The 21,040-nt window shown below is 70.7% G+C and carries 19 protein-coding genes; 7 read left to right on the forward strand and 12 right to left on the reverse strand.

Annotation, left to right across the window (positions count from 1 at the left end; all coding sequences use genetic code 11):
* Window positions 1–44 precede the first annotated feature (44 nt).
* Complete coding sequence (locus tag ACWIGU_RS30910) at window positions 45–1,268, reverse strand: acetate kinase (RefSeq protein WP_454405084.1); 1,224 nt, start codon at window positions 1,266–1,268, stop codon at window positions 45–47.
* Window positions 1,269–1,348: 80 nt separating this feature from the next.
* On the reverse strand, window positions 1,349–3,424 hold the full coding sequence (gene pta, locus ACWIGU_RS30915; RefSeq protein ID WP_454404972.1) for a phosphate acetyltransferase: 2,076 nt from the start codon (window positions 3,422–3,424) through the stop codon (window positions 1,349–1,351).
* 284 nt (window positions 3,425–3,708) lie between these two features.
* Here pta and ACWIGU_RS30920 point away from each other — a divergent pair, with 284 nt between their 5' ends.
* Window positions 3,709–4,734 carry an ATP-dependent 6-phosphofructokinase gene (locus ACWIGU_RS30920; protein ID WP_266674274.1) on the forward strand — a complete coding sequence of 342 codons (1,026 nt, stop codon included), beginning with the start codon at window positions 3,709–3,711 and terminating at the stop codon, window positions 4,732–4,734.
* 22 nt (window positions 4,735–4,756) lie between these two features.
* Here the strand turns inward: ACWIGU_RS30920 and ACWIGU_RS30925 are convergent, their stop codons facing one another.
* Window positions 4,757–5,470: a helix-turn-helix domain-containing protein gene (locus ACWIGU_RS30925; RefSeq protein ID WP_454404973.1), complete on the reverse strand. Its 714-nt coding sequence runs from the start codon at window positions 5,468–5,470 to the stop codon at window positions 4,757–4,759.
* Window positions 5,471–5,581: 111 nt separating this feature from the next.
* Between ACWIGU_RS30925 and ACWIGU_RS30930 the strand changes: the two genes are divergently transcribed.
* Complete coding sequence (locus ACWIGU_RS30930; protein WP_100595808.1) at window positions 5,582–6,208, forward strand: GntR family transcriptional regulator; 627 nt, start codon at window positions 5,582–5,584, stop codon at window positions 6,206–6,208.
* A 54-nt stretch (window positions 6,209–6,262) separates the two neighbouring features.
* Here the strand turns inward: ACWIGU_RS30930 and ACWIGU_RS30935 are convergent, their stop codons facing one another.
* Together ACWIGU_RS30935 and ACWIGU_RS30940 are read right to left on the reverse strand one after the other, a co-directional pair.
* A complete protein-coding gene (locus ACWIGU_RS30935) occupies window positions 6,263–7,057 on the reverse strand; it encodes a carbon-nitrogen hydrolase family protein (RefSeq protein ID WP_454404974.1) in 795 nt (264 codons plus the stop codon).
* Between the two features lie 46 nt (window positions 7,058–7,103).
* Window positions 7,104–8,459: an MFS transporter gene (locus ACWIGU_RS30940; RefSeq protein ID WP_454404975.1), complete on the reverse strand. Its 1,356-nt coding sequence runs from the start codon at window positions 8,457–8,459 to the stop codon at window positions 7,104–7,106.
* Window positions 8,460–8,594: 135 nt separating this feature from the next.
* Between ACWIGU_RS30940 and ACWIGU_RS30945 the strand changes: the two genes are divergently transcribed.
* Window positions 8,595–9,281, forward strand: a complete 687-nt coding sequence (locus ACWIGU_RS30945) for a DUF2848 domain-containing protein (protein ID WP_454404976.1) — start codon at window positions 8,595–8,597, stop codon at window positions 9,279–9,281.
* Between the two features lie 51 nt (window positions 9,282–9,332).
* Here ACWIGU_RS30945 and ACWIGU_RS30950 read toward each other — a convergent pair whose 3' ends face one another.
* From ACWIGU_RS30950 to ACWIGU_RS30970, 5 genes are all read right to left on the reverse strand, one after another.
* Window positions 9,333–10,163 carry a carbohydrate ABC transporter permease gene (locus ACWIGU_RS30950; protein WP_454404977.1) on the reverse strand — a complete coding sequence of 277 codons (831 nt, stop codon included), beginning with the start codon at window positions 10,161–10,163 and terminating at the stop codon, window positions 9,333–9,335.
* Window positions 10,164–11,042: a carbohydrate ABC transporter permease gene (locus tag ACWIGU_RS30955; protein ID WP_454404978.1), complete on the reverse strand. Its 879-nt coding sequence runs from the start codon at window positions 11,040–11,042 to the stop codon at window positions 10,164–10,166.
* Window positions 11,039–12,406: an extracellular solute-binding protein gene (locus ACWIGU_RS30960; protein WP_454404979.1), complete on the reverse strand. Its 1,368-nt coding sequence runs from the start codon at window positions 12,404–12,406 to the stop codon at window positions 11,039–11,041. The genes ACWIGU_RS30955 and ACWIGU_RS30960 overlap by 4 nt, the downstream gene beginning before the upstream one ends.
* A gap of 120 nt (window positions 12,407–12,526) precedes the next feature.
* Window positions 12,527–13,225, reverse strand: coding sequence for a response regulator (locus ACWIGU_RS30965; protein WP_454404980.1), 699 nt, complete (start codon window positions 13,223–13,225; stop codon window positions 12,527–12,529).
* Window positions 13,222–14,853 (reverse strand): sensor histidine kinase, encoded by a 1,632-nt coding sequence (locus ACWIGU_RS30970; protein WP_454404981.1) that lies wholly within the window; start codon window positions 14,851–14,853, stop codon window positions 13,222–13,224. The genes ACWIGU_RS30965 and ACWIGU_RS30970 overlap by 4 nt, the downstream gene beginning before the upstream one ends.
* Before the next feature lie 211 nt (window positions 14,854–15,064).
* Here ACWIGU_RS30970 and ACWIGU_RS30975 point away from each other — a divergent pair, with 211 nt between their 5' ends.
* Window positions 15,065–16,438, forward strand: a complete 1,374-nt coding sequence (locus ACWIGU_RS30975; RefSeq protein ID WP_454404982.1) for a cation:dicarboxylate symporter family transporter — start codon at window positions 15,065–15,067, stop codon at window positions 16,436–16,438.
* A 155-nt stretch (window positions 16,439–16,593) separates the two neighbouring features.
* Here the strand turns inward: ACWIGU_RS30975 and ACWIGU_RS30980 are convergent, their stop codons facing one another.
* Window positions 16,594–17,190, reverse strand: a complete 597-nt coding sequence (locus tag ACWIGU_RS30980) for a TetR/AcrR family transcriptional regulator (protein WP_454404983.1) — start codon at window positions 17,188–17,190, stop codon at window positions 16,594–16,596.
* A 169-nt stretch (window positions 17,191–17,359) separates the two neighbouring features.
* On the opposite strand from ACWIGU_RS30980, the gene ACWIGU_RS30985 reads away from it, so the two are divergent.
* Genes ACWIGU_RS30985 through trxA form a run of 3 tightly spaced genes read left to right on the forward strand, consistent with a single transcriptional unit; the run spans window position 17,360 to window position 19,919 of the window.
* On the forward strand, window positions 17,360–19,144 hold the full coding sequence (locus ACWIGU_RS30985; RefSeq protein WP_454404984.1) for an MFS transporter: 1,785 nt from the start codon (window positions 17,360–17,362) through the stop codon (window positions 19,142–19,144).
* 42 nt (window positions 19,145–19,186) lie between these two features.
* Window positions 19,187–19,591: a MerR family transcriptional regulator gene (locus ACWIGU_RS30990; protein ID WP_454404985.1), complete on the forward strand. Its 405-nt coding sequence runs from the start codon at window positions 19,187–19,189 to the stop codon at window positions 19,589–19,591.
* A 1-nt stretch (window position 19,592) separates the two neighbouring features.
* Window positions 19,593–19,919, forward strand: coding sequence for a thioredoxin (trxA, locus tag ACWIGU_RS30995; protein ID WP_356284842.1), 327 nt, complete (start codon window positions 19,593–19,595; stop codon window positions 19,917–19,919).
* A gap of 176 nt (window positions 19,920–20,095) precedes the next feature.
* Here the strand turns inward: trxA and ACWIGU_RS31000 are convergent, their stop codons facing one another.
* Window positions 20,096–21,034: a sigma-70 family RNA polymerase sigma factor gene (locus ACWIGU_RS31000; RefSeq protein ID WP_454404986.1), complete on the reverse strand. Its 939-nt coding sequence runs from the start codon at window positions 21,032–21,034 to the stop codon at window positions 20,096–20,098.
* Window positions 21,035–21,040: the final 6 nt, after the last annotated feature.

A 21,040-nucleotide genomic window follows, 5' to 3' on the forward strand; every position in this document is an offset into this window, starting at 1 on the left:
GGAATATTCCGTCTGGTGGAATCTACAAATGGGCGGTGGTGCGCTCAGTCGTTGCGGGACGCGGAGCCGTGCACGAGGGCGTAGGTCTGCTGCGCGATCTCCAGTTCCTCGTCGGTCGGGACGACTGCGACAGCCACCCGCGCGTATTCCGGCGAGATCAGCCGCGGTTCGTCGGAACGTACGGAATTGAGCTCGCCGTCGACCGCGAGACCCAGCTCCTCCAGGCCCGCCACGGCAGCTTCGCGCACCGGCGCCGCGTTCTCGCCGACCCCCGCCGTGAACACCACCGCATCCACCCGGCCGAGCACCGCGTAGTACGCGCCGATGTACTTCTTCAGACGGTGGACGTAGATGTCGAAGGCGAGCCGCGCCTCCTCGTCGCCCTCGTCGATACGGCGGCGGATCTCCCGCATGTCGTTGTCGCCGCAGAGACCGACCAGACCGCTCTTCTTGTTGAGCAGTACGTCGATCTCGTCGGCGGACATGCTGCCCACCCGCATCAAATGGAAGATGACGGCCGGGTCCACATCGCCCGAACGCGTCCCCATCACCAGGCCCTCCAAGGGCGTCAGGCCCATGGAGGTGTCCACGCACAGGCCGCCGCGCACCGCCGACGCCGAGGCGCCGTTGCCCAGGTGCAGGACGATGACGTTGACCTCCTCGGGGGCCTTGCCCAGGAGCTCGGCCGCCTTGCGGGACACGTACGCGTGCGAGGTGCCGTGGAAGCCGTAGCGGCGGATGCGGTGTTCGTCGGCGGTCTTCACGTCGATCGCGTAGCGCGCCGCCGACTCCGGCATCGTCGTGTGGAACGCCGTGTCGAAGACGGCGACCTGCGGCAGGTCGGGGCGCAGCGCCATCGCGGTGCGGACGCCCGTGAGGTTGGCCGGGTTGTGCAGCGGCGCGACCGGGATCAGCCGCTCGATCTCCGCGAGGACCGCGTCGTCGATCACGGTCGGCTCGGTGAAGAACATGCCGCCGTGCACCACACGGTGGCCGATCGCGGCGAGTTCGGACGAGTCCAGGCCCATCCCGTCGCGGGCCAGCTCCGCGGCGACCGCCTTCAGGGCCGCGTCGTGGTCGGCGATCGGGCCGTTCACCTCGCGCGCCTCGCCGCCGCCCCCGGTCAGCGGTGTGTGCTTGAGGCGGGACGTCTCCTCGCCGATGCGCTCGACGAGTCCCACGGCGAGCCGGACGCCGCTCTCCATGTCGAGCAGCTGGTACTTCAGCGACGAGGAACCGGAGTTGAGGACGAGGACTCGGGTAGCCAGGGGGGCCGAGCGAAGCTCGTCAGGCAGGGCGGTGGTGGGCGACGGGTGGGAGGTCACAGGTGCTTACCTCTTCGTAGGGGTCAGGAGGCCGGCGTCTGGGCCTGGATCGCCGTGATGGCGACGGTGTTGACGATGTCCTGCACGAGCGCGCCGCGCGACAGGTCGTTGACCGGCTTGCGCAGCCCCTGCAGGACCGGACCGACCGCGATGGCGCGGGCCGAACGCTGAACGGCCTTGTACGTGTTGTTGCCGGTGTTCAGGTCGGGGAAGATCAGCACGCTGGCCTGGCCCGCGACCTCCGAGCCGGGCAGCTTGGTCGCCGCCACCGACGGCTCGACGGCCGCGTCGTACTGGATGGGGCCCTCGATCTTCAGATCGGTGCGCCGCTCGCGCACCAGCTCCGTGGCCCGGCGCACCTTGTCGACGTCCGCGCCCGAACCCGACGTGCCCGTCGAGTACGACAGCATCGCGATCCGCGGGTCCACGCCGAACTGCTCGGCGGTGGCGGCCGCCTGGACGGCGATGTCGGCGAGCTGCTGCGCGTCCGGGTCCGGGTTCACCGCGCAGTCCCCGTACACGAGGACCTTGTCGGCGAGGCACATGAAGAAGACGGACGACACGATGCCGGCGTCCGGCTTCGTCTTGATGATCTCGAAAGCGGGGCGGATCGTCGCGGCCGTCGAGTGCACGGAACCCGACACCATGCCGTCCGCCAGGCCGCCCTGCACCATCAGCGTCCCGAAGTAGTTGACGTCCGCCACCACGTCGTACGCGAGCTCGACGGTGACACCCTTGTGGGCGCGCAGCTGCGCGTACTGGGCGGCGAACCGGTCCCGCAGCTCGGACGTGTCCGGGTCGATGAGCTGTGTGTCGACCAGGTCGACGCCCAGGTCGGCGGCCTTCTTGCGGATCTGCTCCACCGGGCCGAGCAGCGTCAGGTCGCACACCCCGCGGCGCAGCAGGACGTCCGCCGCGCGCAGGACGCGCTCCTCGGTGCCCTCGGGCAGCACGACGCGGCGCTTGTCGGCGCGGGCCCGCTCCAGGAGCTTGTGCTCGAACATCATCGGGGTGACGCGGTCGCTGCTCGGCGCCGAGACCCGCTCCAGCAGGCCGGCCGTGTCGACCCACCGCTCGAAGAGGCCGAGCGCGGTCTCCGCCTTGCGGGGCGTCGCCGCGTTCAACTTGCCCTCCATGGAGAACAGTTCACCGGCGGTGGGGAAGGAGCCGCCCTGCACCGCCACCACCGGCGTGCCGGGCGCGAGGCGGTCGGAGAGCGTCAGGATCTCCTCGCCCGGCCGCTCGTCGAGGGTCAGCAGGACGCCCGCTATCGGCGGGGTGCCGGCGCTGTGCGCGGCGAGCGAACCCACCACGAGGTCGGCGCGGTCCCCGGGCGTCACGACGAGACAGCCCGGCGTCAGCGCCTTGATGAACGCCGGCAGCATCGCGCCGCCGAACACGAAGTCGAGAGCGTCGCGCGCGAGGCCCGCGTCGTCGCCGAGCAGCACCTCGCCGCCGAGCGCCTGCGCGATCTGCGAGACCGTCGGCGCCGACAGGGCGGGCTCGTCCGGCAGTACGTAGGTGGGCACCGGGAGATGGGCCTCGAGGCGGTCGCGTATCTCCTCGCGGTCCTGCGCCGCCACCCGGTTCACGACCATCGCGAGCACGTCGCAACCGAGGACCTCGTACGCGCGGTACGCGTTGCGGGTCTCGGCGTGCACGGACTCCGGGGTCTGCTTGCGGCCGCCCACCACCGGGATGACGGACGCCCCGAACTCGTTGGCGAGGCGGGCGTTGACGGCCAGTTCGTCGGGGAGCTGCGTGTCGGCGAAGTCCGTGCCGAGCACGAGGACGACCTCGTACTCGCGGGCGACCTGGTGGAAGCGGTCCACCAGGCGCGAGACCAGTTCGTCGGTGCCCTGCTCGGCCTGCACGGCCGACGCCTCGTGGTAGTCGAGGCCGTAGACCGTCGCCGGGTCCTGGGAGAGGCGGTAGCGCGCCCGCAGCAGATCGAAGAGCCGGTCGGGACCGTCGTGGACGAGCGGGCGGAAGACGCCCACCCGGTCGACCTGCCGGGTCAGGAGCTCCATGACTCCCAGCTCCACGACCTGCCGGCCGTCACCCCGGTCGATCCCGGTCACGTACACGCTGCGCGTCACGCGTGCTCTCCCTTTCGCTGGACGGGCCGCAGAGAAGGGGCCTCTGCCGCAGTGATTCGGCCGCTGAACCGGCCTCTGATGAAAGTCGTAGCCGTGCCCCCTTGACAATACCTCCGGGGGTGGCTAGGTCGCCCGCCGGACAAAGGCCCTGGTCCGGGGGTCGAAAGGCCCGGGAACACAAGCCGCACGGGCGCGTGCTCCCGGCGCTGACCGACATCGCCTCCACGGCCGTGAAAGAATCGGAACGGCTCACAAGTCTCAACAGCGAGCAGGAGACACGCACGATGCGTATCGGAGTTCTCACCGCCGGCGGCGACTGTCCTGGCCTGAACGCAGTGATCCGGTCGGTCGTGCACCGCGCCGTCACGCACCACGGCGACGAGGTGATCGGCTTCGAGGACGGTTACGCGGGACTGCTCGACGGCCGCTACCGCACCCTCGACCTGAACGCCGTGAGCGGCATCCTCGCCCGCGGCGGCACCATCCTCGGCTCCTCCCGGCTCGAGCGCGACCGCTTCCGCGCCGCCTGCGAGAACGCCAAGGAACTCGCCACGGAGATCGGCTTCGACGTCCTCATCCCCATCGGCGGCGAGGGCACGCTGACCGCGGCCCGCATGCTCGCCGACGCGGGCCTGCCCGTCGTCGGCGTCCCGAAGACCATCGACAACGACATCTCCGCCACGGACCGCACCTTCGGCTTCGACACCGCCGTCGGCGTCGCCACGGAGGCCATGGACCGGCTGAAGACCACCGCCGAGTCCCACCAGCGCGTCATGGTCGTCGAGGTGATGGGCCGGCACGCCGGCTGGATCGCCCTGGAGTCCGGCATGGCGGGCGGCGCGCACGGCATCTGCCTGCCCGAGCGGCCCTTCGACCCGGCCGACCTGGTCAAGATGGTCGAGGAACGCTTCTCGCGCGGCAAGAAGTTCGCCGTCATCTGCGTGGCCGAGGGCGCGCACCCCGCCGAGGGCACGATGGACTACCAGACCGGCGCGATCGACCGGTTCGGCCACGAGCGCTTCCAGGGCATCGGCACGGCCCTCGCGTTCGAGCTGGAGCGGCGCCTCGGCAAGGAGGCGAAGCCGGTCATTCTCGGCCACGTCCAGCGCGGCGGCACCCCGACCGCGTACGACAGGGTCCTCGCCACGCGCTTCGGCTGGCACGCGGTCGAGGCCGCGCACCGGGGCGTCTCCGGCCGCATGACGGCGCTGCGCGGCACGGAGATCGAGATGGTCCCGCTCGCCGAGGCCGTCGCCGAACTGAAGACGGTGCCGAAGGACCGCATGGACGAGGCGGAATCGGTCTTCTAGAGCTCCACGGTCCGGCTACCGCCTACGACGTGTGCATCCTCGACCAGAACTCGTCGAGGATCCCGTCGAGGAACTCCCGCCCGGCCTCGCCCGACTCGCGTCCCGAACCGCCGCCCCAGCTGAGCGTCGCGGCCATCAGCGCCTGGTACTCGAGCTGCATCTCCTGGAGCGCCTCCTCCAGTTGTCCCTTGTGCACGGGCACGAGCTTGGCGACCGGGCGCGTGTAGGCCTGCCAGCGCGTGGTCACCGCGCTGCGCAGGAGATCCGTCAGCTGGTCATTGCGGCCGGTGACGGTCGCGAAGTCGGGCGGCGTCAGACCGAGCACCTCGGCGAGGGCGGCCGACTGGCGCTCGTTGCCGCGCCACTCGCCGGTCTCCTCCATCCGCAGATACGAGTGGATCTCCACCCCCACCGTGCGCGCCACGTCCTCCGGCGCCATGCCGCGGGCCATCCGGTGCTCGCGCAGCGTCCGTGCCGTGCCGATGAGATCCCCCGGCGAACACCACAGGGCGCCCGCGAGAGCGGTGAGTTCCGCCGCCGTCGGCGAGGTGAGACCACGCTCCCAGGCGATGATCGTGTCGGGCGTGACGTGATGCTGGCCGTACGAGGCGCGCATGCCGTAAGCGACATGCCCGGGCGCCATGCCCAGGGCCTCGCGGAGGCGTCGGGCGGCCGGGGCGTTGAACGGTGGGGCGGAGTCGCTTGGGTGCACGGGCACACGGTAGGTGTGGGACATGCCGGTGGCTACGGTCTGTTCGCACCGGGTTACTTGTCGTAGGAACCTACGGGGACGGGACTCCCGGTAACCAGATCCGTATACTCCTTGTATGCAACCCTGGGGGCAGTCGTGACGTCGGGACGGGACAAGGCCTACGCGTTTCTCAAGGAGAACGTGCTCGCCGACCCGGACAGGCAAGGGGAGTTCCTCTCCGAGCAGGAGCTCGCCGACCGTATCGGCGTCTCCCGCACCCCGATCCGCGAGGCGCTCCTGCTGCTCGCCGCCGAGGACCTCGTGCGGCTGGTCCCCAAGCGCGGGGCGCAGGTCGTGCCGCTGTCGGGGCGGGAGATCACCGAGCTGATGGAGCTGCGCGGCATCGTCGAGCGCTACTCGGCGGAGCGGGTCATCGCCGAGGGCAAGGCCCCGGTGTCCGAGCTGACCGCACTGCTCGGACGCCAGCGCACGCTCAGCGGGGCCGAGCACGCCAAGGAGTTCATCGCGGTGGATCACCTCTTCCACGCGACGATCGTGGCGGCCGCGGGCAACGCCCTGCTCGACCGCCACTACGACGGGCTCCGCAGCCGCCAGATCCGGGCCGGGGTGGTGGCGCTGTTCAACCAGCACGGCCGGCAGGAGTCCGTGCTCCACGAGCACGAGGCGATCCTCGACGCGATCGCCGCCGGCGACCGGCAGGCCGCGTGCACCGCGATCGACAGCCACCTGGAGTCGACGCTCAAGGTGCTGCTCGCGGGCTAGGGGGTGTCGTCACATTCCCGCCTGCCCAGTGGCCTGCCGTCGTCCGGCTCGTCGTCACAGGCTCCTGCGATTGGCCAGTACCGGGATGGAGCGGCGGACCGAGGCGACCTCGTCGAGGTCCAGGTCCGCGATGAGCAGCCCCGGGCCCTCTTCGAGGTGCTTGCGTACGGTTCCGTCGGGGCCGACGACGGCGCTGTGGCCGATGCCGGTGGGGGCGTTCGACACGGCGGGGACGCCGGACGCCGCCGGGTCCGCCTGGTCCACGGCGGCGAGATAGAGCGTGGCGTCGAGCGCACGGGCGCGGATCAGCAGCTCCCACTGCTCACGCTTGCCGGGACCCGCGCCCCACGAGGCGGGCAGTACGGAAACGACCGCGCCCGCGTCGGCGTGGGCCCTGAACAACTCGGGGAAACGGACGTCGTAGCAGGTCGCGAGCCCGAAGCGGGTGCCGTCGACCTCGAAGGTGACGACCTCGGACCCGGGCGCCACCGTGTCGGACTCGGCGAAGCCGAAGGCGTCGTAGAGGTGGATCTTGTCGTAGGACGCCTCGACGCCGGGGCCGGTGGCGAGCAGGGTGTTGGCCACCTTTCCGTCCGGGGCGGGGGTGAACATGCCCGCGACCACGACGAGCCCGGCCTCCTTGGCGATCTGGCGGACCGCCGTGGCCCAGGGGCCGTCGAGTGGCTGGGCCAGCGGCGCCAGCGGCGTCCCGAAGCAGGCCATCGCGGCTTCCGGGAAGACGACGACGCGGGCGCCCGCGTCCGCCGCGAGACGGGCCTGTTCGCTCAGGAGCGCGAGGTTCTCCTCGGGGCGGGGGCCGGTGGTGATCTGGCTCAGCGCGATGCGCATGAGACGTTCCTCCTCGTGTGGTGTTCGGGAATGCGCGGTGCGGGGGTCAGGACGCCGTGGTCGCGGCGGGGGAGCGGACCGGCTCGCCGCTCAGCAGCTCCTCGTCGCTCCGGTCGCCGTCGCGGCCGAGGCACAGTCCGGCGATCGTGACGATCGCGGTGCCCGCGACGTAGAGGGCCAGCGGGATCCACGAGTCGTACGCGTCGAGCAGCGCCGTGAACAGCAGGGGCGCGACGGCGCCGCCGATGACACCGGCCAGCGTGTACGCGAGCGAGGAGCCGGTGTAGCGCAGGCGCGGGGAGAACTGCTCGGCGATGAAGGCCGCCTGCGGCCCGTACATCGCGGAGTGGAAGACCAGGGCCACCACGACGCCGAGGGCGAGCAGCGGCCAGCTCCCGCCGCCGGTCATCGGGAAGAACAGGAACGGCCACACGCCGGCGGCCGCGGCCGAGACCCCGTACAGGACACGGCGGTTGACGCGGTCGGAGAGGGCGCCGGCCAGCGGGATCAGGAAGACCTGGAGGGAGGAGCCGATGAGGACGGCGGCCAGGGCGGAGCCGCGGGACATGCCGAGTTCGCCGGTCGCGTAGGTCAGGACGAAGACGGTGAACAGCGCGTACAGGACGTCCGGGGCCACGCGGCTGAGGATCGCGGCCGTCAGAGCGCGCGGGTGCGTCGTGAAGACCTCGCGGATCGGGGCCTCAGGGCGCTTGTGCTCGGCCTCCATCGCCTTGAAGACCGGGGTTTCCTCGAGCTTCGCGCGGATCCACAGGCCGAAGAGGACGAGGACGCCGGAGAGCAGGAACGCCACGCGCCAGCCCCAGGAAGTGAACTGAGCCTCCGTCAGGAGTGCGCCGAGGGCAGCGAGTACACCGTTGGCGAGCAGGTTGCCGACCGGCGGGCCGATCTGCGCGGCCGAGGCGTAGAAGCCGCGCCGGCGCGGATCGCCGAACTCGCTGGACAGCAGCACCGCGCCGCCCCACTCGCCGCCGACGCCGACGCCCTGGGCGAAGCGGAGTATCACGAGGGTGATCGGCGCGGCCACGCCGATCGTGGCGTAGGAGGGGAGCAGGCCGATCGCGAGGGTCGCGACCCCGATCAGGACGAGGGTCGCGATCAGGACCTTCTTGCGGCCGAGCTTGTCGCCGAGGCGGCCGAAGACGAAACCGCCGAGCGGGCGCGACACATAGCCGACGGCGTACGTGGAGAACGCGAGGAGGGTTCCGGTGGCGGGGTCTTCCGAGGGGAAGAAGACATCGCCGAAGACCAGCGCCGCCGCGACGGAGTAGATGGCGAAGTCGTACCACTCCAGTGCGGTTCCGGTCAGGCTGGCGAAGAAGGCGCGGCGGACCGCGGACCCGCCGAGCGGGGTCTTTTCCGTGCTCGTGCTGGTGTGGTTCACGACGTCCGTCCCTGAGGTTCCTTGGGTGAGGTTAACTGTCGACCTTCCGGCATACTTCTTGTATACAGGTCGTATGCGCAAGCCTTCCGCGCAAAGTTAACCTCCCCGATACCGCGAACGATGTGGAGAAACCCCATGGCGCTGCTGACCTTCGAACTGCCCGACGGCACCACCCGCGAGGTCGATGTCGTGCAGGTGCTCAACGCCGGGTACGCCGGACGCAGCCAGGACGACGTGGCCGCCCACGTGGCGGAACTCGCCGAGCTGGGGGTGCCCGCGCCGTCCGTGACCCCCGCGCTCTACCCCGTCTCCCCCTACCTCGCCCAGCACACCGAGCAGGTCCGCGTCCAGCACGGGCGCACCTCGGGCGAGGCCGAGTGGGCGCTGGTCGTCGACCGGGGCGGCGACCTGCTCCTGACGGCCGCCTGCGACCACACCGACCGCGACCTTGAGGTGCACGGCGTGGCATGGAGCAAGAACGCGAGCCCCGACGTCCTCGCCCGCCGCGCCTGGCGCCTCGCCGACGTGCAGGAGCGCCTCGACGACCTGACCCTGCGCGCCTGGGTGACCCACGACGGCCAGGAGACCCTCATCCAGGACGGCACCCTGGCCGAGCTGCTCACGCCCGCCTACTGGGCGGACGTCCTCCGGGAGCGCGGCGACCTGGTGCCCGGCACGGTCCTGATCTCGGGCACCATCCCGATGGCCGAGGGCGTCGACCAGTTCGCCCCCCACTGGCGCGTGGAACTGACCGATCCGGCCACGGGTCGTGCGATCGACCTGGCGTACGACGTGGTGAGGATGCCGGTGCCGATCGGCTGAGGGGCGGCCGGTTCGCCGGTTGCTCCATGCTGTGCGCGAGGGTGCGGCCGGTCAGCCCTTGACCGCACCCCCCAGCGCGAACCCCCCGCCGAAGCGCCGGGCCACCAGGACGTACAGCAGGATCACCGGCGTCGAGTAGATGATCGAGAAGGCGGCGAGCTGGCCGTAGACCACTGTGCCCCGGTTGCCGAAGAAGTCGTTGATGCTGACCGAGGCCGGCATCTGTTCGGGGGTGAGCAGGAGCATGAAGGGGACGAAGAAGTTGCCCCACATCATGACGAACGAGAAGACCGTGACCACCGCTACTCCCGGGCCCATCAGGGGGAGCACGATGCGGATCAGGGACTGGAACGAGGACGCTCCGTCGGTCCAGGCCGCTTCCTCCAGCTCCTTCGGGACACCGTCCATGAAGTTCTTCATCAGCCAGATGGCGAACGGGAGTTGGGACGCCGCGAAGAAGAAGATTGTGCCCTGCATGGTGTCGATCAGGTTGACCTGCACGAAGAGCGCGTAGACCGGGACCATGATCGCCGTGATGGGCAGGCACGTCGCGAACAGGACCGTCGCCAGGAAGGGGTTGTTGAAGCGGGAGCGGTAGCGGGACAGCGGGTACGCCGCGAGCGCCGCGCTCGCCACCGTCAGCAGGGTCGCTCCGCCGCACAGCAGGAGGCTGTTGAGGAGCGGTGTGAAGGTGATGTCGGGGGTCAGGACCGCGTCGAAGTTGTCCAGGGTGACCCCGTCGGGGATCTTCACCTGGAGGTTCGCGTGCGGATCGAGCGCGGAGAGGATCACCCACGCCAGCGGCAGGACGAACGCCGCGGCGACGATCAGGAGTCCGGCGTCGGCCGCGAGGCGGTGGCGGACGGTGCGGGGTGAGGACACTCAGGCCTCCGAGCGCAGCAGGCGCATATAGACCAGCGAGAACAGCGATCCGACGACCAGGAGGAGCAGGGCGACCGCCGTGCCGTAGCCGATCATGCTCTTCTGGAAGGCCTGCTCGTACATGAACAGGGGCAGGGTCTGGCTGCGGTTTCCGGGGCCGCCCCGCGTCATCACCCAGATCAGGCCGAAGACGGACAGCGTCTGCAGGGTGTTCAGCATGAGGTTCGTGCCGATGGAGCGGCGGATCATCGGGAGCGTGATGTGCCACATGCGGCGCCAGCCGCCCGCGCCGTCCATCTCCGCGGCCTCGGTGATCTCCTTGGGTATCTCGCCGAGCGCCGCCGAGTAGACCAGCATGGAGAACGCCGTCCCGCGCCACACGTTCGCGAAGGACACCGCGAGGATCGGCAGTGTGAACAGCCAGTTCTGGGTGGGGAGATGGAGCCAGTCCAGGATCGCGTTCAGCGTGCCCTCGCGGCGGAAGAACGCGTAGAGGAGGAAGCCGGCGACGACCTCCGGCAGGACCCACGCGCAGACCACGACCGCGCCCGTGACCGTGCGGACCGTCTTCGACGCGCGCTGCATGAGCGCGGCCAGGGCGAGACCCAGCGTGTTCTGGCCGATGAGCGAGGACAGGACCGTGAAGACGAGCGTGAGCCAGACCGCGTTCAGGAACGCGTCGTCCTTGAACGCGGCCGTGAAGTTGTCGAAGCCCACGAAGGAGGAGTGGGCCTGGCCCGTCAACTGCAGGTCCGTGAAGGCGATGTACGCGCAGTACGCGATCGGGCCGGCCAGGAAGAGCAGCAGCAGGACCAGGGAAGGGGCCAGGGGCAGGGCGCGTGCCAGGGGGCGGCGTACACCGCCCCGCCCCGCCTTCACTTGGATGTCACCTTGCCGTCCGTCGCCGTCTTCAGTTGCTCGTCATACGTGCTCGCCGCCTTCTCGACCGAGCTGTCGCCCGTCGTGACCGACTCCATCGCCTCCTGGATCGCCGTGGAGACCTTCGGGTATGCGGGGTAGGCGGGCCGGTAGTGGGTCGACGCCACCAGGTCCGTGAAGAACTTGATGCCGGGCTGCGCCTTCACGTACGCCGGGTCGGCCGCGACGTCCTTGCGGACCGCGATGCCCGAGTTGGCGATGTACCACTTCTGGGCGTTGGCCTTGGTCTGCATCGTCTTGATGAACTCGAAGGCCAGGTCCGGGTTGGACGCCTTCGACGGGATCGACCAGGTCCAGCCGCCCGACATGCTGACCTTGCCCGGCGCCTGGCCGTTCTGCGTCGGCATGTGCGCGAGGCCCAGCTTCTGCGACCACTCGGGCCACTCGTGGCCGCTGCCCTTCAGCCAGTCCTGCGGGAGCCAGGAGCCGTCGAGGTTGATCGCCAGCTTGCTCTTGGGGAGCAGTTCGCCGCGGACCCGGGTGCCGATGTTCGGGTCGAGGGCGTCGGAGACGTCGGGGCCGAGCTTCTCGCCGTAGACCGTCTTCACGAACGTCAGCGCGTCCTTGAACGGCTTGCCCGCGGTGATCCACTTGTTGGACGACTTGTCGTACAGGGGGTCCGCCGTGCCCGGCCCCGTCCCGTACAGGAGCATCTCGAAGCCCTGCATCGCCGACTGCTCGCCGCCGGGCTTGCCCGTGTAGACGTTGAGCGGGGTGACGGAGGGGACCTTCTTCTTGATCGTGCGGGCCGTGTCGAGGATCTCGTCCCAATTCTCCGGCTGCCAGGGCGTCTTGATGCCGGCCTTCGCGAAGATGCCCTTGTCGTACCAGAGTCCGCGGGTGTCCGTGCCGTCCGGGACGCCGTACGTCTTGCCGTCCTGGGCCTTGGCCGCGTTCTTCGCCGTGTCGATGAACTGGTTCCAGTCGGGCCACTTGGCGAGATACGAGTCGAGCGGCTTCAGATAGCCGCTGGTGATGTCCGAGTTGATGAGGAACGTGTCCTCGTAGACCAGGTCGGGTGCTGTCTTCGGGGAGCGCAGCATCTGCTGGAGCTTGGTGTAGTACTCGGAGTCCGGCGCCTTGATCGGTACCAGCTTCACCTTCTTGCCCGGATGGTCCTTCTCGAACTGCGTCTTCATCGACGCCAGGTACTTGTCCATGACACGTATCTGGTTGTCGGTCGACTGCTTGAAGGAGATCCTGACGGTGTCCGGGTCGTCCCCGGAGCCGCTGCTACAGGCCGTCAGGCCGGTCGCGGCGATGAGCAGAGTGGCGCTGAGGAGCACTGGAGCGGTGGGGCGCACGGGCACGACCTCCTACGGGCCGCCGCCGGCCGGCTTGCCGAGCGGGGCTGCCCGGTGAACGTACGGGCGGGGTCGGATCAAGGTCAATCCCCGTGCAGGAGTGGGTGGTTGACCAATGGTCTAGACCGTCGTGAGCCAGCGGTAGTGCAGTTCGGGTCGGCCCACCTGGCCGTACTGAGGGCTGCGGGCGGCGCGGCCCGACTCGACGAGATGCTCCAGGTAGCGGCGGGCCGTGATGCGCGAGATGCCCACCGACTCGGCCGCCGCCGCGGCGGTCAGACCCTCGGGAGCGGCGCGCAGCGTTCGCGTGACGCGCTCCAGGGTCGGTGCGCTCAGCCCCTTGGGCAGGGCGGCCGGACCCGGGGCGCGCAGCGTGGCCAGGGCGCGGTCGACCTCGTCCTGGCCGCCCGCCTCGCCCGCAGCCGCCCGGAACTCCGCGTAGCGCACGAGCCGGTCGCGCAGCGTCGGGAACGTGAAGGGCTTCAGTACGTACTGCACCACCCCGAGCGAGACCCCTTCGCGGACCACCGTGAGATCGCGGGCCGAGGTCACCGCGATCACGTCCGTGTGATGGCCGGCCGCCCGCAGCGAGCGCGCCAGCTGGAGACCGTGGCCGTCGGGGAGGTGCAGGTCGAGGAGGAGCAGGTCGACCTGGGTGCGCTCCAGCGCCCGGTGCGCCTCGGCGGCCGTGTGCGCCTTGCCGATCGCGGTGAAGCCGGGGACCCGGTTCACGTACAGGACATGGGCGTCGGCGGCCACCGGGTCGTCCTCGACGACCAGTACGCGAATGGTGCCGCCGGTGGCGTCGGGATCTGTCATGCGGTGCCTCCCGTGGGCGTGGTCGCGCTCGTGCGCTGGAGGGGCAGGACGACAGTGAACTGTGCGCCGCCCGTGGGGGACTCGGCCAGGGTCAGGGTGCCGGAGTTACGGGCGACGGACTGCTGGACGAGCGCGAGACCGAGGCCGCGCCCGCCGGGACCGGCCGGCTTGGTGGACCAGCCCCGCTCGAAGACCGCGTCCGCGTGGCCGTCGGCGACACCCGGGCCCGTGTCCGTGACCCGCAGCAGCAGGGTGTCGTCCTGCGCGCGGGCCGTGACCGTCACCTTCGCCTGCGGGGAGCCCTGTGCCGCGTCGACCGCGTTGTCGAGCAGGTTGCCGAGGATCGTCACGAGGTCGCGGGCCGGCAGGGTGGGCGGCACCAGGCCGTCGTCGATGCGGCTGTCCTCGGATATCTCCAGCTCCACGCCGTGCTCGTTGGCCTGCGCCGTCTTGCCGAGCAGGAGCGCGGCGAGCACCGGCTCGCTCACGGCGGCGACGACCTGGTCGGTGAGGGTCTGCGCCAGCTCCAGTTCGGCCGTCGCGAAGTCGACCGCCTCGCCGGCCCGGTCCAGCTCGATCAGCGAGACGACGGTGTGGAGCCGGTTCGCGGCCTCGTGGGCCTGCGAGCGCAGCGCCTGCGTGAAGCCCCGTTCGGAGTCCAGCTCGCCCATGACCGCCTGGAGTTCGGTGTGGTCGCGCAGGGTCACCACGGTGCCGCGCCGGTCGCCGCTGGAGACGGGGGAGGTGTTGACGACGACCACGCGGTCGGTGGTCAGGTGCACCTCGTCGACGCGGGGTTCCGCCGCGAGGAGCGCGCCCGTCAGCGGGGTGGGCAGGCCGAGCTCCGCGACATTGCGCCCGACCGCCTCGTCGCCGACACCGAGCAGCTCGCGCGCCCCGTCGTTGATGAGCGCGATCCTGCGCTGCCCGTCGAGCATCACCAGGCCCTCGCGCACCGCGTGCAGGGCCGCCTGGTGATAGGTGTGCATGCGGCTCAGCTCGGTGGCGTTCATTCCGTGGGTGTGCCGCCGCAGCCGGGCGTTGATCACGTACGTGCCGATGCCGCCGAGGACGAGGGCCCCCGCCGCGACGCCGGCCACCGCGAGCACCTGGCCGCGCGCCTGGGCGCTGATCTCCTCGACCGTGATGCCGGCGCTGACCAGGCCGACGATCCGTTGCCCCGACACGACCGGGGTCACCACGCGGACGGACGGGCCGAGCGTGCCCGTGTACGTCTCCGAGAAGGTCCGGCCGCGCAGGGCGGGCCCGATGTGGCCGAGGAAGCGCTCGCCGATGCGGTGCTCGTCGGGGTGTGTCCAGCGGATGCCGTGCGGATCCATGATCGTGACGAAGTCCACTCCGGTGTGGCGCTGGACGTCGCTCGCGTACGGCTGGAGCGTGCGGGTCGGGTCGCCGTTCCCCGTGATCGCCCCGCGGACGGAGGGCGCGTCCGCGACCGCGCGGGCCGCCGCCGTCGCCTGGCGTGTGGCGGCCTGCTCGGCCTGGTTGCCGTCGCTGATGTACGTGAACAGCGCGCACCCCGCGACCACGACGAAGACCAGGACGACCTGCATCGCGAAGAGCTGGCCGGCCAGGCTGCGGGCGCGTGGCAGGAGGGGGAGGCGCATGGGCCCAGTCTGCCTCTCGTACAGGCGTGGACGTTTAAACATGAACTACTTGAACGTATAAGCGCGAACTAAATGAACGGAAGGGTGACGGCCTTCACATGCCGGGAGATAGTCACCGTGATTCGCCAGACGTGAGCCGCACGCATGGCGCGTACGTGCAGGTTCCCCGTACGCACGCAGTACGCCCAGACACCGTCGTCAGGAGGCACCCGTGGCCGAGACCCAGGTGGCACCCGCCACCAAGCGAGACCGCACCCACTATCTGTACATCGCCGTCATCGGTGCCGTCCTGCTCGGCATCGCGGTCGGTTTCATCTGGCCGGACTTCGCCAAGGAGCTCAAGCCGGTCGGCACCGGCTTCGTGGCCCTGATCAAGATGATGATCTCGCCGATCATCTTCTGCACGATCGTGCTCGGCGTCGGGTCCGTGCGCAAGGCCGCCAAGATCGGCAAGGTCGGCGGGCTCGCGCTCGGCTACTTCCTGGCGATGTCCGTGGTCGCGCTCGCCATCGGCCTGGTCGTCGGCAACATCCTGCACCCGGGCGACGGCATGCACCTCACGCAGGCCGTGAAGGACGTCGGCCACACCGCGGCCAAGGATGCCGCCGAGGGTCCCGTCGACTTCGTCCTCGGGATCATCCCGACGACCCTCGTGTCGGCGTTCACCGAGGGCGAGGTGCTCCAGACGCTCCTGGTCGCGCTGCTCGTCGGCTTCGGGCTCCAGGCCATGGGGCGCGCCGGTGAGCCGGTCCTCAAGGGTGTCGAGCACATCCAGAAGCTGGTCTTCCGCGTCCTCGGCATGATCATGTGGGCCGCGCCCGTCGGCGCGTTCGGCGCGATGGCGGCCGTCATCGGCGAGACCGGCGTGGACGCCCTGAAGGCGCTGGCCACGATCATGCTCGGCTTCTACGTGACCTGCATCCTGTTCGTCGTCGTGGTCCTCGGGACCCTGCTGCGCCTGGCCACCGGCCACAACCTGTTCGCGCTCCTGAAGTACCTGGGCCGCGAGTTCCTGCTGATCCTGTCCACCTCGTCGTCCGAGTCCGCGCTGCCGCGGCTCATCGCGAAGATGGAGCACCTGGGCGTCAGCCGTCCCGTCGTCGGCATCACCGTGCCGACCGGATACTCGTTCAACCTCGACGGCACGATGATCTACCTGACCATGGCCTCGCTGTTCATCGCGGACGCCATGGACCAGCCCCTCGCCATCGGCCAGCAGATCGGCCTGCTGCTGTTCATGATGGTCGCGTCGAAGGGCGCCGCGGGCGTCTCGGGCTCCGGCATCGCGGTGCTCGCCAGCGGACTGCAGTCGCACAAGCCCGCGCTCGTCGACGGCGTCGGCCTGATCATCGGCATCGACCGCTTCATGAGCGAGGCCCGCGCCCTGACCAACTTCGCGGGCAACGCGGTGGCGACCCTCCTCATCGGTACGTGGACGGGTGAGGTCGACAAGGACCGCGTCACGCGCGTGCTCGCCGGTGACCTGCCCTTCGACGAGCGCACGCTCGTGGACGACGGGAGCGGTGCCGCTGCCGCTGTGCCTGACCAGCGGGGTGAGGGCGACAAGGAGCTGGCGAAGGCCTGAGGGCTCCGCTGGGCTCGCAGGTGAGGAATCTGCGGGTCGGTGGGGGCTGGTCGCGCAGTTCCCCGCGCCCCTGGGGGTGGGCCGGCATGAATCTGCGGGTCGGTCTGGGGCCGGGCGCGCAGTTCCCCCGCGCCCCTGGGGGCGTGTGACAGCCCTTAGTTGAGCCCTGCCACCAGTTCGGTGGCGCGTGAGGCGGGTACGCCCGCCGCGGTCAGTACGGTGACCGCGGCGGAGCGGCCCGCCTCTTCTGCTGGGATCAGCCCGTCGTTGACCGCTTCGAGCAGTCCGAACAGCACCTGCTCATGGACGTACGCGAGAGCCGCCGCCGGCAGGGGAGAGGCGAACTCGCCCGATTTCAGGCCCTGTCGGAGCAGCTCGGCGCAGCTGTCGCGGACCGGGGTCAGCCGGGCGCGGATGCCCTCGACGGTGACGGCGCGCTGCGCGAGGGCGACCAGCAGGCGGTAGCGGTCGGCGACCTCCCACACGGCGAGCAGCGAGCGGGCCACGGCCTCGGCCGGGTCGGTCGCCCCGGCGCGCCCCTCGGACTGCGCGGCCTCGACCGCGGCGACGGCGTCGTCGACGAGCGCGGCGACGAGCGCCTCGCGGCTGGGGAAGTGCCCGTAGACCGTGCGCCTGACGACGCCCGCGGCCCTGGCGATCTGGTCCATGGACGCGTCCGGGTCGCGCAGCAGCTCGGCGAGGGCGACGTCGAGGATGCGGCGGCGGTTGGTGTCGGCTCGTCCTGAAGTCACGCGCCCATTCTGCACCCCGGTCCCGACCCCGTTCACGTGTGGTTTTGCACAGTGCTGTGCAATGACGTAAATTGCACAGCGTTGTGTAATTGCACAGTACTGTGCAACGTCCGTGGACACATGGACTCGTGGACTGCGGGGGCCGAGGGCCCCGGAGGGTGGCAGGGGAATGCGCCTCGTCATGAAGGAACCGGTCGAGGGGACGGACCGGCCGTACGCCCGCCGCTGGTGGGCCCTGCTCGTGCTCTGCCTGAGCCTGCTGATCATCGTGATGGCGAATACCGCGCTCACCGTCGCGGCGCCCGACATGACCCGGGACCTCGGCCTGACCAGCGCCGACCTCCAGTGGGTCATCGACGGCTACACCGTCCCGTACGCGGCCCTGATGCTGCTGCTCGGGGCGATCGGCGACAAGTACAGCCGGCGTGGGGCACTCGTCCTCGGCCTCGTCGTCTTCGGCGGCGGCGCCGTCGCGGGCTCGCTCGTCGGCAGCTCCACCGGGGTCATCGCGGCCCGCGCGGTGATGGGCGTCGGCGCGGCCATGATCATGCCCGCCACGCTGTCGCTGCTCGCGGCCACCTTCCCGCGCGCCGAGCGCGCCAGGGCCATCGTGCTGTGGACCGCCACCGCGGGACTCGCCATCGCCGCCGGGCCCCTGGTCGCCGGCGCGCTCCTGCACAACCACGGCTGGTCGTCCACGTTCCTGATCAACGTGCCCGTGGCCGCCGTCGCCCTCGTCGGCGCCCTCGTCCTCGTACCGCCGTCCAAGACGGCGCACCAGCACCGCATCGACTACGTCGGCGGACTGCTCTCCGTCGTCTGGGTCGGCGCCCTCGTCTACATGATCATCGAGGGGCCGCACTTCGGCTGGGGAGCCAAGGCGATCGGCGCCGCGGTCGTCGCGGGCGTGGCCCTGGTGGCCTTCGTCCTGTGGGAGCTGCGCCACCCGCGCCCGGTCCTGGACGTCCGCCGCTTCACGGACCGCCGTTTCTCCGGCTCGAACCTCGCGGTCGCCCTCTTCTTCCTCGCGGTCTTCGGCGCCTTCTACTACCTCACGCAGCACCTCCAGTTCGTCCTCGGCTACGACGCGCTGGCCACCGGCGTCCGCATGCTTCCGCTCGCCGGAGCGGTCTTCGTGGGCTCGGCGCTCACGGGGTACCTCACCCCGCGCATCGGCATGAAGATCACGGTGACGGCCGGCATGGTCGGCGGCACCGCGGCCCTCGCGCTCCTCACGCGCATCGACGCCTCGTCGGCGTACGGGAACTTCGTGCTGCCCCTGGTCATCCTCGGCCTCGCGATCGGCCTCGCCCTCTCGCCGTGCACCGACGCGATCATGGGCTCGTTCCCCGAGTCGGAGCTGGGCGTGGGCGGCGCGGTCAACGACACGTCGCTCGAACTCGGCGGCTCGCTCGGCATCGCGATCCTCGGCTCGGTCCTGTCCGGCTCGTACGCGTCGCGGCTGGCGGACAACACGGCGGGCACGAAGCTGCCGGGCGACGCGCTGTCGACGGCGCAGGACTCGGTGGGTGCGGGCTACGCGGTGGCACAGGGCATCGGCGACCAGGCCCACAAGGTGGCCGAGAAGGCGGCGAGCGCGACCAGTCCCGAGCAGGCGGCCCAGCTCAAGGCGCAGGCCGAGCAGCTCGCGGGCGGAGCGAAGCAGATGGCCGACGCGGTGGGCTCCGCGTTCTCGGACGCGGTGGCCCACACGAGCGTCGTCGGCGCGGTGATCCTCGGGATCGGAACGGTGCTGGTGGCCGTACTGCTGCCGCGGCACGGGGAACGGACGGCGGGGGCGGACGCTGCCGCCGACGTCGCGGGTGAGCCCGACGTCGCGGGTGAGCCTGATGTGGCAGTCGAGACGTCCGAGCCTGACGTTGCAGTCGAGACGTGCGCCGTCGAGCCGGACGCCGCCGCCGAGAAGGAGCCGGCCGCGCAGGGCAACGCGTAATCGCTGGCCTTTCCGTCGGCGTCAACGTTTACCGTCGAGGACATGCGCATCGGAGAGCTGGCTGAGCGGGCGGGGACGACCACGCGGACGCTGAGGTACTACGAGTCGCGCGGGCTGCTGCCCGCGCGGCGCGGGGGCAACGGCTACCGCACGTACGACGAGGCGGACCTTCGGGCCCTGCGGCAGATCAGGACGCTCCAGGACTTCGGGTTCGAGCTGGAGGAGACCCGGCCGTTCGTGGAGTGCCTGCGGGCCGGGCACCCGGAGGGCGACTCGTGCCCCGCCTCGCTCGCGGGGTACCGCCGCAAGCTCGGCGAACTCGATGCGCTGATCGGCGAGTTGACCGCCGTTCGGGAGAAGGTCGGCGCGCAGCTGGAGCGTGCCGAGGAGGCCATGGACGCGCTGGCGGGCGAGGACCCGTCGCCGCGCTGCGAACTGGGAGGGTGAAGTGGGTACGGATCTGAGGGACGTCACGGACGCGGACTTCGACACAGAGGTGCTGGGGGCCGGGCGGCCGGTCCTGGTGGAGTTCACCGCCGAGTGGTGCGGGCCGTGCCGGCAGCTCGCGCCGGTGCTGCGCTCCATCGCGGACGAGGAGCGGGAGCGGCTCGACGTCGTGGTGATCGACGTGGATCACAACCCGGAGACCGCGGTGCGTTACGGGGTGCTGTCGATGCCGACGCTCATGGTCTTCAAGGACGGCGAGCCGGTGTGGACGCGGGTCGGGGCCCGCCCGAAGCGGCGGCTTCTCGAGGAATTGTCGGACGTGGTCTGACAGGGCCGGACATCCGGGAGATCGAGGCCAAAGGGGCGGATGTGCGTCAAGAGTGGTCGTCGCCCAAGGCCGTCAGCCCGCGCGACATGCCCGGACACCGGGTTCGCCCGGTGTCGTACGGTCAGGCCCTCGCCGCCCTCGCTCCGCCACACGTCACTGGATTCCGGTGGAGCCGGTCACCAGGTGCTGATGACCGGCGCGTCCGGCTCGTGCTGCCGCCAGGCCCCGCTGAGGCGCGCGAGCCGGTCCGCGGCGGCGATGCCGCGCAGGGACGCGACCTTGCCGTCGCTGACTTCGAACGCCACGGCGCCCACGACCCGGTCCTCCACCACGGCGAGGACGGCCGGAGAACCGTTGACCAGCGCGATGTGGAACGCGGGGGAGCCGCCGGCCAGCCGCCGCTTCGCCTCAGTGGGCTTGAAGCCGGCCCGCACGTAGGAGGCGACGCGCTCGCGCGTCGTGTACCGCAGCAGCCGCCTGGCCAGTCCGGCGCCGTCCGAGACCGCCGTCACGTCGGCGGTGAGCATCTCCACCAGCCGTTCGGTGCGCCCGGACACGGCGGCGGCGAGGAACTCCTCGACGATCCGGCGCGCGGACGCGGGGTCCACCTCGTCGCCGCCGCGGCGCTCGGCGACGACCCGGCGCCGGGCCCGGTGGACATGCTGCTGGCTCGCGGACTCGCTGATCTCGAGGATCCCGGCGATCTCGGCGTGGGGGTACGCGAAAGCCTCGCGCAGGACGTAAGCGGCCCGCTCGACGGGTGAGAGGCGCTCCATCAGGGTCAGTACGGCCAGGGACACCGATTCGCGCTGCTCGAAGGTGTCGGCAGGGCCGAGCATCGGGTCGCCCTCGAGCAGCGGCTCGGGCAGCCAGGCACCGGCCGCGCGCTCGTGGCGCGCCTGCGCCGATCGGAGCCGGTCGAGGCAGAGATTGGTGACGACCTTGGTCAGCCACGCCTCCGGCACCTCGACCCGTTCGCGGTCTGCGGCCTGCCAGCGCAGGAACGTGTCCTGCACGGCGTCCTCGGCGTCGGCGGCCGAGCCGAGCAGACGGTACGCGAGCGAGGCCAGCCGGGCCCGGCTGGCCTCGAACCGATCGATGGCTGCACTGTCCATGCGCAG

The organism is Streptomyces sp. NPDC055400, from assembly GCF_053644375.1.

What these genes read in the sequence shown, in the direction of transcription:
- ACWIGU_RS30985 (WP_454404984.1), top strand. Translation starts at nt 17,360, where the DNA reads ATGCGCCTCGTCATGAAGGAACCGGTCGAGGGGACGGACCGGCCGTAC.
- ACWIGU_RS30925 (WP_454404973.1), bottom strand. Translation starts at nt 5,470, where the DNA reads ATGTCCCACACCTACCGTGTGCCCGTGCACCCAAGCGACTCCGCCCCA.
- ACWIGU_RS30965 (WP_454404980.1), bottom strand. Translation starts at nt 13,225, where the DNA reads ATGACAGATCCCGACGCCACCGGCGGCACCATTCGCGTACTGGTCGTC.
- ACWIGU_RS31000 (WP_454404986.1), bottom strand. Translation starts at nt 21,034, where the DNA reads ATGGACAGTGCAGCCATCGATCGGTTCGAGGCCAGCCGGGCCCGGCTG.
- ACWIGU_RS30970 (WP_454404981.1), bottom strand. Translation starts at nt 14,853, where the DNA reads ATGCGCCTCCCCCTCCTGCCACGCGCCCGCAGCCTGGCCGGCCAGCTC.
- ACWIGU_RS30990 (WP_454404985.1), top strand. Translation starts at nt 19,187, where the DNA reads ATGCGCATCGGAGAGCTGGCTGAGCGGGCGGGGACGACCACGCGGACG.
- ACWIGU_RS30935 (WP_454404974.1), bottom strand. Translation starts at nt 7,057, where the DNA reads ATGCGCATCGCGCTGAGCCAGATCACCACCGGCCCCCGCCCCGAGGAG.
- ACWIGU_RS30945 (WP_454404976.1), top strand. Translation starts at nt 8,595, where the DNA reads ATGGCGCTGCTGACCTTCGAACTGCCCGACGGCACCACCCGCGAGGTC.
- ACWIGU_RS30920 (WP_266674274.1), top strand. Translation starts at nt 3,709, where the DNA reads ATGCGTATCGGAGTTCTCACCGCCGGCGGCGACTGTCCTGGCCTGAAC.